The organism is Nostoc sp. 106C, from assembly GCF_002154725.1.
Lineage (GTDB): Bacteria > Cyanobacteriota > Cyanobacteriia > Cyanobacteriales > Nostocaceae > Aulosira.
Map to the genome: position 1 here is coordinate 58,899 of NZ_MTAW01000089.1, position 13,605 is coordinate 72,503.

The 13,605-nt window shown below is 43.9% G+C and carries 10 protein-coding genes and 1 pseudogene; 5 read left to right on the forward strand and 6 right to left on the reverse strand.

Features of this window, described 5'->3' with window-relative positions; genetic code table 11:
* Positions 1-14 precede the first annotated feature (14 nt).
* Positions 15-200, reverse strand: coding sequence for a hypothetical protein (locus tag BV375_RS35910; RefSeq protein WP_143842050.1), 186 nt, complete (start codon positions 198-200; stop codon positions 15-17).
* 138 nt (positions 201-338) lie between these two features.
* On the opposite strand from BV375_RS35910, the gene BV375_RS10355 reads away from it, so the two are divergent.
* Positions 339-923: a cytochrome C gene (locus BV375_RS10355; protein WP_086760076.1), complete on the forward strand. Its 585-nt coding sequence runs from the start codon at positions 339-341 to the stop codon at positions 921-923.
* A 301-nt stretch (positions 924-1,224) separates the two neighbouring features.
* On the forward strand, positions 1,225-4,017 hold the full coding sequence (secA, locus tag BV375_RS10360) for a preprotein translocase subunit SecA (protein WP_086760078.1): 2,793 nt from the start codon (positions 1,225-1,227) through the stop codon (positions 4,015-4,017).
* A 139-nt stretch (positions 4,018-4,156) separates the two neighbouring features.
* On the opposite strand, the gene BV375_RS10365 is transcribed toward secA, so the two are convergent.
* Together BV375_RS10365 and BV375_RS10370 are read right to left on the reverse strand one after the other, a co-directional pair.
* Positions 4,157-6,907, reverse strand: coding sequence for an HAD-IC family P-type ATPase (locus BV375_RS10365; protein ID WP_086760080.1), 2,751 nt, complete (start codon positions 6,905-6,907; stop codon positions 4,157-4,159).
* A 92-nt stretch (positions 6,908-6,999) separates the two neighbouring features.
* The gene (locus BV375_RS10370) at positions 7,000-7,539 is read right to left on the reverse strand and encodes a hypothetical protein (protein ID WP_086760082.1); all 540 of its coding nucleotides are present in this window, start codon (positions 7,537-7,539) and stop codon (positions 7,000-7,002) included.
* Between the two features lie 374 nt (positions 7,540-7,913).
* Here BV375_RS10370 and BV375_RS10375 point away from each other — a divergent pair, with 374 nt between their 5' ends.
* Positions 7,914-8,369 carry an SRPBCC domain-containing protein gene (locus tag BV375_RS10375; protein WP_086760084.1) on the forward strand — a complete coding sequence of 152 codons (456 nt, stop codon included), beginning with the start codon at positions 7,914-7,916 and terminating at the stop codon, positions 8,367-8,369.
* Here BV375_RS10375 and BV375_RS10380 read toward each other — a convergent pair.
* Positions 8,351-8,737 (reverse strand): hypothetical protein, encoded by a 387-nt coding sequence (locus BV375_RS10380; protein WP_086760086.1) that lies wholly within the window; start codon positions 8,735-8,737, stop codon positions 8,351-8,353. The two genes, BV375_RS10375 and BV375_RS10380, sit on opposite strands and share 19 nt — an antisense overlap.
* A 112-nt stretch (positions 8,738-8,849) precedes the next feature.
* Between BV375_RS10380 and rppA the strand changes: the two genes are divergently transcribed.
* Entirely contained in the window at positions 8,850-9,530 is a 681-nt protein-coding gene (gene rppA, locus BV375_RS10385; RefSeq protein ID WP_086760088.1) for a two-component system response regulator RppA, read from the forward strand.
* Between the two features lie 87 nt (positions 9,531-9,617).
* Positions 9,618-10,940 (forward strand): HAMP domain-containing sensor histidine kinase, encoded by a 1,323-nt coding sequence (locus BV375_RS10390; RefSeq protein WP_086760090.1) that lies wholly within the window; start codon positions 9,618-9,620, stop codon positions 10,938-10,940.
* Between the two features lie 441 nt (positions 10,941-11,381).
* Here the strand turns inward: BV375_RS10390 and BV375_RS10395 are convergent.
* Both BV375_RS10395 and uvrB read right to left on the reverse strand, forming a co-directional pair.
* A pseudogene (locus tag BV375_RS10395) lies at positions 11,382-11,528 on the reverse strand (Uma2 family endonuclease); the annotation flags it as partial.
* 78 nt (positions 11,529-11,606) lie between these two features.
* Entirely contained in the window at positions 11,607-13,604 is a 1,998-nt protein-coding gene (uvrB, locus tag BV375_RS10400; protein WP_086760092.1) for an excinuclease ABC subunit UvrB, read from the reverse strand.
* Position 13,605: the final 1 nt, after the last annotated feature.

A 13,605-nucleotide genomic window follows, 5' to 3' on the forward strand; every position in this document is an offset into this window, starting at 1 on the left:
TTCTCTAGTTAAATTCAGATTTCAAAGAATCTTGCTGATCGCTCGTATGCTGCAATTGATTCAGCTTGACGGTTTTGGGACGTTGTCAATTGAGGTAAAGTATCCTTAAGTGCTAGGCGGTTGTTAGCTGCTAATGCTATAGGGCAAATTAAAGAAAATATTAAAGTAAACAGGGTGAGGGATTTAAGATGATGTTGCACCGCAATTCCTCTAATAGCAGTAATTCAGATTGCTCAATCATGAGAACATCTGCAAAAATTTGCGCGTCGCACAATAAATAGTGATAATTCAATGTCCCTGATGTCAGTGCTTGATTTAATAATTTGGGAATGTGAGGAATGTCAAATCTTGTGAAGCGTAGATCTCGGCCTAAAAGCGATCGCGAAGCGCTACGGCGAGACGCCGAACGCCGATTCAAACGCCAACCTTTTGGTTTACTGTTGATAATTTTAGTGTGGAGTCTGGCTATGGGTTGGCTTTTAGCCCTAGCTAGCAACGCCCAAGGCGCTACCCCTAACTTGGAAATTGGTACAGTCGATGTAGTGCCTGCCCAATATAAACTGGGGCAGGAATTATATTTGGAAAACTGCTCAACTTGTCATATAGCTTTACCACCAGCAGTTTTACCCACCCAAACCTGGAAAAATCTTTTGGAAGACTCGCAGCACTACGGCGCACAGCTACAGCCTCTAGTAGATCCACCGCGCATCTTAGTTTGGAAGTATATCCAAACTTTCTCCCGTTCCCAACGAAAAGACGAAGAAATACCCTATCGCATCAACAACTCGCGTTATTTCAAAGCTTTGCATCCAAAAATTAAGCTACCACGCCCTGTTCAGATGAATAGTTGTGTTAGCTGCCATCCCAGTGCAAGTGACTACAATTTTCGTCGCTTGACTCCAGAATTGGAGAACTCGCCGTGAAGGGATGAGGCGGACAAGGGGGAAAAATAACAAATCCCCGTATGGGGAAATCGCTACTTGAGCATGGTCGGCGTTCTCTGCCTCATCTGGGGGTGAAATGATACTATTAATAAAGTCCAAACATAAGATATGAAATAAAACCAATCATTTAGTAAAGTGATTGGCCAGCCTTTTTGCTGTTTGTGAGTTAATTCTCATTTCATACCCATCAACAACCAAGAAGGCTGGGTTGGGTTAAATTTTTATAATCTATGCCGAAACTTTAATTCCCATCCCCCTTTATTTAGTGCCATAACCTGCCATGCTAAAGAACTTGTTGGGCGATCCCAACGCTCGTAAACTTAAAAAATACCAACCTTACATTACGGAAATTAATCTCTTAGAGGAAGAAATCAAAGCTCTTTCTGATGAGGAGTTAAAAGGCAAAACAGGAGAATTTAAACAGCGGCTTGCCAAAGGCGAAACCTTAGATGATATCCTGCCAGAAGCTTTTGCGGTAGTTCGGGAAGCAGGAAGGCGAGTCTTAGGCTTGCGGCACTTTGATGTACAGATGTTGGGTGGTATTATTCTGCACAAGGGGCAAATCGCTGAAATGAAGACAGGGGAAGGTAAAACCCTAGTTGCGACATTGCCGAGTTATCTAAATGCCTTGACTGGTAAAGGTGTACACGTTGTTACCGTGAACGATTACTTGGCTCGTCGGGACGCGGAATGGATGGGACAAGTGCATCGTTTCTTGGGTTTGAGCGTGGGGCTAATTCAGGCGAGCATGATTCCCAGTGAACGCCAGAAAAATTACGACTGTGATATTACTTATGTTACTAACAGCGAAGTAGGTTTTGATTACCTGCGGGATAATATGGCCACGTCAATGGCAGATGTGGTGCAACGCCCATTCAATTACTGTGTTATTGACGAGGTAGACTCGATTTTAATTGATGAGGCGCGGACACCACTAATTATTTCGGGACAGGTAGAAAGACCGACAGAAAAATATCTACAAGCTGCCGAAATCGCCTTCACTTTGAAAAAAGATGAGCATTACGAGGTAGATGAAAAAGCTCGTAACGTGCTGCTAACAGATGAAGGCTTTGCAGAAGCGGAAGAACTTTTAGGTGTAACAGATTTATTTGACCCAGAAGATCCTTGGGCGCATTTTGTATTCAATGCGATTAAAGCTAAAGAACTCTTCCTCAAGGATGTAAACTATATCGTCCGCAACGGAGAAGTGGTGATCGTAGATGAATTTACAGGTCGGGTACTTCCAGGAAGACGTTGGAGTGATGGGCTACATCAGGCAATTGAAGCTAAAGAACACGTAGAAATTCAGCCAGAAACTCAAACTCTCGCGACGATTACTTATCAAAACCTGTTCTTGCTCTATCCAAAACTAGGTGGAATGACGGGAACAGCAAAAACAGAAGAAGCAGAGTTTGAAAAAATTTACAAACTTGAAGTCACGATAATTCCCACCAACCGAATCAGAAGACGCCAAGACCTGTCTGACATGGTGTTTAAGACAGAACCAGGCAAATGGAAGGCGATCGCGCGCGAATGTGGAGAAATGCATGAACTGGGCAGACCTGTACTGGTGGGCACCACAAGTGTGGAAAAATCTGAGTATTTGAGCGAGCTGCTCAAGGAAATGGAAATTCCCCACGAGTTACTCAACGCCCGACCAGAAAACGTGGAACGTGAGGCAGAGATTGTCGCTCAGGCTGGACGTAGAGGTGCTGTAACTATTGCCACAAATATGGCTGGTAGAGGTACTGATATCATCCTCGGTGGTAACTCCGAATATATGGCTCGCCTGAAATTGCGGGAATATTTTATGCCTCGGATTGTCCAGCCAGAAGATGAAGACACTTTTGGTATCCAAAGAGCTGCTGGCCTGCCAACTGGAAGTAGTGGTGGTCAAGGCTTTGTCCCAGGCAAAAAAGTGAAAACTTGGAAAGCTTCGCCAGAAATTTTCCCTACTCAGTTGAGCAAACAGACAGAGCAACAATTGAAGGAAGCAGTGGAATTGGCGGTGCGTGAGTATGGCGATCGCAGCTTACCAGAATTAGAAGCAGAAGAAAAAATCGCTGTAGCAGCCGAAAAAGCCCCCATTGATGACCCTGTAATCCAAAGATTACGGGCAGCTTACAATCAGATCAAGCAGGAATACGAACAATTCACCACCCGCGAACATGAAGAAGTAGTAGAATTAGGCGGTTTGCACGTTATTGGTACAGAACGCCATGAATCGCGACGGATTGACAACCAATTACGCGGACGAGCTGGACGCCAAGGCGACCCTGGTTCAACGAGATTCTTCCTAAGTTTAGAGGATAACTTGTTGCGGATTTTTGGTGGCGATCGCGTTGCTGGGTTAATGAATGCCTTCAACGTTGAAGAAGATATGCCTATCGAATCGGGGATGCTTACCCGCAGTTTGGAAGGTGCACAGAAAAAAGTTGAAACCTACTACTACGACATTCGTAAGCAGGTGTTTGAGTACGACGAAGTGATGAACAATCAGCGTCGCGCTATCTATGCCGAACGCCGCCGGGTGCTAGAAGGTCAAGACTTGAAAGAACAGGTGATTACCTACGCCGAAAAAACGATGGATGAGATCGTTGACTACTACATCAACGTAGACTTACCCTCAGAAGAGTGGGAACTAGAAAAGTTGGTGGATAAAGTCAAAGAATTTGTCTATCTGTTGGGAGACATGCAGGCAAATCAGTTAGAAGATATGGCAGTAGCCGAGATTAAAGCCTTCCTGCATGAACAGGTAAGAATTGCCTATGACATCAAAGAAGCCCAGATCGATCAAATTCAGCCTGGATTAATGCGGCAAGCCGAACGCTTCTTTATCTTGCAACGCATTGACACTCTGTGGCGAGAACACCTGCAACAAATGGATGCCTTGCGTGAATCTGTAGGATTGCGTGGTTACGGTCAAAAAGACCCGCTGATTGAGTACAAGAGCGAAGGTTACGAACTTTTCTTGGATATGATGGTCAACATCCGCCGAGATGTAGTTTACTCCTTGTTCATGTTCCAGCCTCAGCCGCAACCAGTAGTGCAGACTTCATCAGAGATGGTTTGACAATAACGTAGCAAATGTTGAATATCTGATGTATACCAGCCTGTAAAATAGCGGATACGATAGAAATAGCAGTCAAGAAGTCTAACTTTTTCAGATTTTTTGACTGCTTTTTGCTTTTAAAGGGTACACCCCAATTCGACTAGTTGAGCGGATCGAAATGCTGCAAGATGAGAGCTATGAACACTACTGGCAAACCTATACCCATGCAAATGAGAGCTTGGGTCAATGTCAAAGGTGTTGTGTTAAAAAACTGATTCATGATGCTCCACTGGCTGAACAGACATTGTAAAATCACTACAACCACAATTCCGATCGCCGGTGGATATGCTACGCGTGTGCGTTTACCCTGGATTCTGGCAACCAGAGATGGTAAAAACTGGGTAATGCTTAACAGGTAAAAGACTTCTGCTGCCACCAACCCATTAATCGCCATCGTGCGAGCTAAGGCTTCATTGCCTGTAGTTTGAAGTATCCATTGAAACACTCCAAAAATTACTACCCAATTGAAGACAGAAATCGCTAAGATGCGCTTGAGTAAACTACCTGATAACAGCTTTTCTCTAGGGTTGCGTGGTGGTTGCTGCATCAGTTGTCCAGATTTTGGCTCAAAGGCTAAAGGAGCAATCAACCCTACTGAGCTAACCATGTTCAGCCAGAGAATTTGGATTGGTAAGATGGGAAGCACAGTTGCCAGGAGAATGGCAATTAAAATCGTCATCGATTCTCCAACGTTGATCGGCAGCAAGAAGGCGATCGCTTTTCGCAAGTTGCCGTAAACTCCGCGCCCTTCCTCCACAGCAGCTTCAATTGAGGCGAAGTTATCATCAGTTAGAAGCATATCCGCAGATTCTTTGGCAACCTCTGCGCCTGCTATACCCATCGCTACACCAATGTCTGCCTGCTTGAGGGCGGGAGCATCATTGACACCATCTCCAGTCATGGCAACAATTTCGCCCTTGAGTTGCAAGGCTTTCACCAAACGCAACTTTTGTTCTGGAGCAACTCGCGCAAATACCATACCTTGTTCGGCTGCTTGGGCGAATTCTTTTTCATCCATCTGAGTTAATTGCTGTCCGGTGAAGACTTGTGCTTCAGTCGAGCAAATTCCCATTTGGCGGGCGATCGCAGCTGCGGTTAGCGCGTGATCTCCAGTAATCATCTTCACTTGAATACCAGCAGATTGACAGGCATTGACTGCGGCGATCGCTTCAGAACGGGGCGGATCGATAATGCCTTGAAGTCCTAAAAATACCAGTTCTTGAGCGAGATCGTGGCGATCCAAGGATCGTTTAGCAGCAACTTCTTTTCTCGCAAAAGCTAGCACTCGTAAACCTTGCTTTGCCATCAGAGCAACTTCCTGTTCCACTGCGGCAGGATTAAGCTTTGCTTTTTGTCCTTGAGCATCAAGTATGTAATCGCATCGTTGGAGAATTGCCTCTACAGAACCTTTGAGATAGATCGCATTCAGCCTTCGCTTTGCATCTAATTCATGTAAAGTCGCCATGTATTGAAATTCGGACTCAAAGGGAATGGTATCTATTCTGGGTAATTCTTGCTCTAGATTCTCTTGTGTCAATCCGGCTTTATTAGCAGCCGTAATCAATGCTCCTTCGGTTGGGGTTCCGACTAAGTTCCACTGTCCGTCTCGCCATTCGATGTGCGAATCATTGCACAGTAATCCTGCTTCCAAGGATTCCCAAAGAGCAATATGTCCATCTGCATTAAAATCAATCGGTTGCTGATTCATCAGGATTTCACCGTCTGGGGCATAACCAACACCGCTGACAGTATAGTGTTGCCCACCTGCATAAATCTTCTGAACCGTCATCTGATTTTCGGTCAACGTGCCAGTTTTGTCAGAGCAGATAACGGTGGTACTTCCCAATGTTTCCACGGCGGGTAACTTGCGAATAATCGCGTTACGTCGTGCCATCCGGGAAACCCCTATCGCCAACGTGACTGTGACAATTGCAGGTAATCCTTCCGGAATTGCGCTGACTACCAGAGCCACAGTTGCTTTGAAAACATCAATCCAAGATTCGCCCTGTCCTAATCCGACTGCAAATGTCAGGGCAGCCAAACTTAAGATGACATACAACAAGGTTTTGCTAAACTTATCGATATTTCGCGTTAGCGGTGTTTTGAGATTTGTGCTGCTTTCAAGTAACTGCGAGATGCGACCAGTTTCAGTGGCATCTGCGATCGCTACTACAATTCCTTCTGCCTGTCCAAAAGTGACGAAACTTCCTGCATAAGCCATATTGCTGCGTTCGGCTAATGGGGTTTCGACAGCTAGCGATGGAGTTGCTTTCTCCACTGGAATGGATTCGCCTGTTAAAGCAGACTCGTCAACTTGCAATCCACGCACACTTAATAGCCGCAGATCCGCAGGTACTTTATCCCCAGATGCTAGCAGTACCAAATCGCCAACAACAAGTACACTCGAAGCCAGACGAGTTTTTTGACCATCGCGAATCACAGTTGCTTCGGTAGTCACAGCTTTGGATAAAGCAGCGATCGCACCTTCTGCTTTCGATTCCTGAATGTAGCCAATAATGACATTAATCAGGGTGACAGCAAAAATTACCCCCGCATCTATCCAATCTTGCAGCAGCAGCGTCACTACTCCTGCCGTCAGCAATATATATAGTAGTGGTTGATTAAATTGCTCTAGAAATCGTAGCCAAGGACTTTTTACACCTTTACTAGTCAGTTGATTTGCACCCATCTGTTGATGCCGGGTGGTGGCTTCTTCATGACTCAAGCCTGCTTGTGAATGGCTGCCTAACGTTTGCACAACCTCTTGTTCCGCCAGAGTATGCCATTCATAGTTGAGTAAATCTTTTGTTGTCTCAGGAAAAGTATTTGTAGCGATCGTATTTGCTGTCATCTCTATCTCCAAATTGAAAGAACCGTTAAATTAATTTGTAATTAAGACTCATCAGATTTAATCTGGATTTCTATTTTTTAAAATTGGTGTTATTAAGAGAATTTTTTGCTAGATTCATAAACGCGCCACTCTCGCACACCCCAGTAACGCAGAATCGATTCTGCCTGATAAATTTCATCTACTGTTCCCTCTACCATTACTAAAAATTCTTCTTGAGTGGTTGGCTCACAGAATCTCGCTTGCCTTTGGGGAGCAAACCAACCTTGAAAAGCACCATAAACACCGCCAAACATCGCACTTGCTCCACCCGCCAGCAGCATACCCACCACAGATTCAACCGCTAACGCCGGGCCAAAACCGGGAATAATTAATACGCCAAGTCCGGTTGTGAGTGCCAGGAATCCCCCAGCTGTTCCTCCTGTAATTGCACCTGCTTTGGCACCTTCAATTGGAGCCATAGTATATTTATTCGCATTAGCATCCTTGTGCAACTTTTCGCGTTCGGAGTCTAAAGTAAACACAGAAATTTTCTGCATAGGAAAGTCAATTGCTCTGAGTTCATCAAGCACCTGTGTTGCAGCTTCACGGGTAGAAATGATGCCTACTGCATTTTTAATTGCACTGAAATTCATCACAACGTCTCCTATAAAAATAAGTAAGTTGAAAACGAAGCTTTATTTATCTCCAAATATTAGGAAGCTATAGTTTTGTAGTATGAGCATGAGCCGTATTAGATTAGGTATTCGTTTCACGCCTCAGTTAGGTTAGTTCGTTTATATGCTTCTATTTCAGGATTGCTGATAAATGTGAACGAAAAGTGAATAGCTCGTTTATCCTACTCACATTCACTTTTGAATCACATTTGTCCCTCAAGCTAGAAGACAACACCTGTGAATGAAGTAATTGATAATTGGAGCTGCATATGAGCTTTAAGAAGAATTTAGTCGCGGTTGATGATTGATCTGCTACTGCGCTTTAATTCTGGTTTTCCTATCAACTTACACCCATGAAAATCTACACTGAAATCGAAATTCAGGCATCCGATGAGCAAGTCTGGAACCTACTGACTGATTTTGCTAGTTTTCCACGTTGGAATTTGTTTATTCGTCAAATTAATGGCTCGCTGATTGAAGGGGCACAGCTAACCGTTTACTTTCAGCCACCAGGTAAAAATATTATGACCTTTCGACCTACTGTGATTACCGTAGAACCCAATCGCAAATTGCGTTGGTTAGGGCATTTTTTGATACCAGGACTATTGACAGGCGAACACAGCTTTATCATTGAGACGTTAGCAAGCGATCTCGTTCGCTTCATTCAGCAAGAATCTTTCCACGGCTTACTAGTACCTCTGCTGGCGCGTCGATTAAATATTGATGTTCGCCAAGGGTTTGAAGCCATGAACCAAACATTGAAAACAAAGGCAGAACACATTTATCAATCTCAATTCACAATCTCATAGCGCACTAACTTCCTAACATCCTCACGGGGTAGACCTAGTTCTTGGGCAATTGTCACTTCTATCTGGCTAAATTCTATTGTTGGCAGTTCTAATTCCAATCGCTTCAGGATGGGGTCTGCTGTTTCGACTTCTACCTGAGTAATTTTCTGAGTTCGGTTAACAGTGGCGTTAATCAGCAACACATTGACTGATAGCCGTGCTTCGAGTTGAGTATCTGACTGAAGTTTTTTCTCTGTAGAGTAGGATTGACTTAACTGCCCAGCAGCTAGAAAACTACAGCCAAACCAAAATGCGATCGCTACTACTGGTAGAGGCAACCAAAATTCTAATCCCAGTCCTTGCAGCCAACGTTTGCTAATATGCCGCACACTACACCTGCCTGCGATCTTGCCAAGTTATTACACATTCATTCTGACTGATGAAAGATGTTGAGATTGCCTCAATGCATTATTCTAAATAAGCCCGAGCCGCACAAAGGTGATGAAAATCTTACTGGTAGAGGACGATCCAAAGCAATTAATGCCGCTACAAATGGTTCTTTCACAGGCTGGGCACAGCGTTGATGGTGTCAAGGATGGTGAAACGGCTCAATGGCTTTTGACCGAAAAAGAATATGACCTGCTAATTTTGGATTGGATGTTACCTCGAATTAGTGGTGTAAGTTTATGTCAACAGTATCGGGCGGCGGGAAAAACAGCTCCCGTACTAATGATCACGGCAAAAGATACCACACCTGATAAAGTCATCGGATTAGATGCGGGAGCAGATGACTACCTAGTCAAACCAATTGATATTATAGAGTTCATGGCGCGGGTGCGGGCATTGAGGAGGCGATCGCCTCTCTGGCAAGGAGACACTCTCCGCTTGGCAGACCTCGAACTTCATCTCGACAAACTGACTCTGGAGCGACTTGGGGCAACTGTTTCTCTTTCCAGCCAAGAATTTCAGTTACTAGAGTATTTCATGCGTCATCCCAAGCAAGTACTCACTCGTAACCAAATTGAGCAAGCCGTATGGGAGTGGGGTAGTGAGCCAGAAAGCAATGGAATTACTGTTCTAGTTCGTAAACTTCGCCAACGGTTGCAAACATTAGCAGCAGGAGATTGGATTGAAACTGTTTATGGTATGGGCTATCGCCTCAACCCTCCAGAACCAACTTGAGATTTAATTGAGAGTCTACAATCAAGTAGAATGCTACTTTGATTTGATTGCATTTTGAATTCTAGCTTGTGAATTCTTCTTCTACTTGTGTTTAACCGCAGTCGTCGTAACTTAGCTCGTTGGTTTACCCTTTCAATGGGGTGCATTCTCATTCTCTTTGCGGGAGTCATTTATAATCTTGAAGTAAAAGACAAGCTCAAAGCATTAGATCAACTGCTTTATAAAAGAGCAGAGCTAATGGCAGCCAGTTCGCAATACCGACTGTATCAAGGACGAAAACAAGTCGATCTGAGCAATATACCGCTATTGGGTAGTGGTTCTCATCCTGCTGATATTGAACTGGTTTATGTTCGCTGGTATGACCCGAATCGCAAATTCAAACGGTTTTTTGGTACTCCACCTCCAGAGCAATTAAAAACAGCATCTGGCTTTCTCACGATTAAGTCCATTGACCAATTAACAGGTGAGACAATTTGGCTTCGTCAAGTTACGCTACCTGTGCAAGGCGGAAATTCGGTCATCGGCTATCTGCAAGTTGCTATTCCGCTGACAGAAACTCAAAACGATCTCAGAGAATTTCAGTTAATGTTGACCCTAGCGGTGCCTGTAGCATTGGGGTTAATTGGACTTACAGGTTGGGTACTCGGTGGTATAGCTATGCAGCCTGTTCAGTCAGCCTATAACCAACTACAACGCTTTACATCAGATGCTTCTCATGAATTGCGATCGCCCCTTTCTGCGATTTTGACCAATGCCCAAGTCGGGCTACTAATGGCAACAGACCGTCCTCAGCTTCATCCCATACTAGAGAACATTATTGATAGCACGAAGTCGATGAGTACCTTGGTCAATAATCTACTGCTGTTGGCTCGCCATCAAGGACAATTAACTCCGGAATCTCTCAAAAAAGTAAATCTTAATAACTTGCTGGAGGATTTAGCCGTTCACTATACTACTGTTGCTGCAAAAGCGTCGCTCGAGTTGATCGGGCATTTACCAGAACAACCTATTAAGTTATGGGCTGACCCCGATTTGCTACGGCAAGCTGTTGAAAACTTGCTCAACAACGCCTGCAATTACACTCAGTCTGGTGGAACTATCTGGTTACGCTTAGAACCTCACCCAGATCGGGCAGTAATTCAGGTCATCGATACTGGAATTGGAATTCCAGAGGCAGATTTACCTTACATTTTCGATCGCTTCTACCGGGTTGACACAGAACGGGCTAGAGAAAGCGGTGGTTTTGGGTTGGGATTGGCGATTGTTCAACAAATTGTCCAGGCTCACGGCGGTCATATTCATGTGATGAGCAATGAAGGTAAAGGCTCGACGTTCCAGATAAAATTACCGCTTATTAGCCATAATTTTTCGCGCCAGCGAGTCTCTAAAAGAGTGATGATGTCAAGGTAATCTGCCGCCGCTTATCTAGGTCGTTATACGTCAACAATATTTATGTGGATGTGACAAAACTAACTCATACTTTTCTATTGAAATAGCTGCGACCGGGCAAGAAAGGTGCTCGGTCGAGCCTCGCAAGCTGGGGGAGCAGGGGAAGCTGGGGAGGCTGGAGGAGAAAGATGTTTTCAAATATACTGCTGTTGTAATTATCTATACTTTGGCAATACAGTTACTATGTCAGTCTTTAAGCCTAAGCAATAGTTAATAAAAACTGAATTTACGAGAGAATATAGTTTTAATCAAGCGTTCTAGTTTTACATTTTGGGGGCGAAGCGATCGCGCTCTGGATAAAACTCAACTCAATTTATTGATATAGCAATCCTAAATAATATATGAGAAAATACGGAGAGAGTATATAAGTAAGATTTAAAACTAAGGTACAGTAGTAGCGATATTGAGAGAAACCCGATTATGGTTGCGCGTACCACCACTCATCGCTACAACTTCCCCATCCCAATACTCGTAGCGTTGCTCTTGGGTGGGTTCCCAAATGAGATATTCCTCTGCATTCATCAAAATGCGATCGGGTAAAGCAACCATCGGCGCGATCGGGAAATCATTAACTTTATTTAGGATAGCAATTAAGAGCATTCTCTTAATTGCTATCCTGATTAAGTACTAACGTCCCAACATTTTATCCCGCAGATGCTTAATGCGATCGCGGAATTTTGCTGCCTCTTCAAATTCTAGTTGCTTTGCGGCTTCTTTCATCTGTGCTTCGAGTTTCACAATCAAGTCAGGAATGTCTTCTAACGGTAGTTCATCTATATGTTCGTCTACCTCTTTTAAATCTGTTGCATTTAACCGCCGAGAAACTTCTAAAAAAGACAAAATAGCATTACTTGATCTTTTCACAATCGGTTGAGGTGTAATTCCATGCATTTTGTTGTATGCCATTTGGATTCCACGTCGTCTATCAGTTTCATCGATAGCTTTAATCATGCTATCTGTGAGGTTATCAGCATACATAATTGCTTGTCCTTTGACATGACGTGCGGCTCTTCCAATAGTTTGGATTAAAGAACGCTCGGCTCGTAAGAATCCCTCTTTATCTGCATCCATAATTGCTACTAGGGAAACTTCTGGTAAATCCAAACCTTCCCGCAGCAAGTTGACTCCCACTAACACATCAAACTTCCCTGCACGCAATTCTTGCAAAATTTCAATCCGTTCAATGGAGTTAATTTCTGAATGCAGATAACGCACGCGAATGCCGTTATCTTCTAGATATTCTGTTAAATCTTCCGCCATGCGCTTAGTTAGCGTAGTTATCAAAACCCTTTCCTGGCGGTCAACTCTGTCCTTAATTTCGCCTAATAAATCATCAATTTGTCCTTCTGTCGGACGCACAGAAATTTCTGGATCGATTACCCCAGTTGGTCGAATCACTTGCTCAACTATATGACCATCAGAAACTTCTAATTCCCAATTTCCTGGGGTTGCAGAAACAAAAATACACTGGTTCACCTTTTCCCAAAATTCCTCTGCTTTCAATGGACGGTTATCAGCAGCGCTGGGAAGTCGAAATCCATGTTCAATTAGAACTTTTTTCCTAGCTTGGTCGCCGTTGTACATCCCACGAATTTGCGGTACGGTAACGTGAGATTCATCAATCACTAACAGCCAATCTTTAGGAAAGTAATCAATTAAAGATTCTGGGGGTTCCCCTGCTTTTCTTCCTGCTAGATGGCGGGAATAATTTTCTACGCCGTTACAGTAACCAACTTCGCGCAACATTTCTAAGTCATAGCGTGTACGCTGATCTATGCGTTGCGCTTCTAATAATTTCCCAGCTTCCTCTAATTCTGCTTTGCGTTGTTTTAATTCGGCTGCAATATCATCACAAGCAACTTCTAAGCGTTCTTCTGGGGTAACAAAGTGGCGTGCTGGGTAGATATTTACAGCTTGCAGACTGCTAATAATTTCACCTGTAACTGGATCAATATAACGAATCGCATCAATTTCATCACCAAAAAATTCGACGCGAATAATTCTATCTTCGTAGGCGGGGCCAATTTCTAAGACATCCCCCCGGACGCGAAAACGTCCCCGACCCATTTCGATATCGTTGCGGCTGTACTGCACAGATGCCAATTCTCGTAAAATCTGGCGTTGATTCACTTCCATACCTATCTGTAGGGGGATTGAAGCTTTAAGATATTCTGCTGGAATACCCAAACCATAGATACAGCTGATGGAAGCAACCACAATCACATCACGGCGTTCAAAAAGCGATCGCGTCGCTGAGTGACGCAACATATCTATTTCATCATTAATCGAAGCTGTTTTTTCGATATAAGTATCGGTAACTGGAATATACGCTTCCGGCTGATAATAATCGTAGTAACTAACAAAATACTCAACGGCGTTATTAGGAAAGAACTCCCGCAACTCGTTACAAAGCTGTGCAGCCAGAGTTTTATTATGGGCCAGTACCAAAGTAGGTTTACCAATTTTCTCAATAACTGCTGCTACTGAAAATGTCTTACCGGTTCCCGTAGCACCCAGTAAAGTTTGGTACCGATTACCAGCTTGAATACTGCCTACTAGTTGCGCGATCGCTTGTGGTTGATCGCCAGTTGGACTAAAGGGAGCTTGAAGACCAAATTCTGTCATA

Bases quoted from the DNA above. Each gene is read 5' to 3' on its own strand.
- BV375_RS10365 (WP_086760080.1), bottom strand. From the start codon at position 6,907: ATGACAGCAAATACGATCGCTACAAATACTTTTCCTGAGACAACAAAA.
- uvrB (WP_086760092.1), bottom strand. From the start codon at position 13,604: ATGACAGAATTTGGTCTTCAAGCTCCCTTTAGTCCAACTGGCGATCAA.
- secA (WP_086760078.1), top strand. From the start codon at position 1,225: ATGCTAAAGAACTTGTTGGGCGATCCCAACGCTCGTAAACTTAAAAAA.
- BV375_RS10370 (WP_086760082.1), bottom strand. From the start codon at position 7,539: ATGAATTTCAGTGCAATTAAAAATGCAGTAGGCATCATTTCTACCCGT.
- BV375_RS10355 (WP_086760076.1), top strand. From the start codon at position 339: ATGTCAAATCTTGTGAAGCGTAGATCTCGGCCTAAAAGCGATCGCGAA.
- rppA (WP_086760088.1), top strand. From the start codon at position 8,850: ATGAAAATCTTACTGGTAGAGGACGATCCAAAGCAATTAATGCCGCTA.
- BV375_RS10375 (WP_086760084.1), top strand. From the start codon at position 7,914: ATGAAAATCTACACTGAAATCGAAATTCAGGCATCCGATGAGCAAGTC.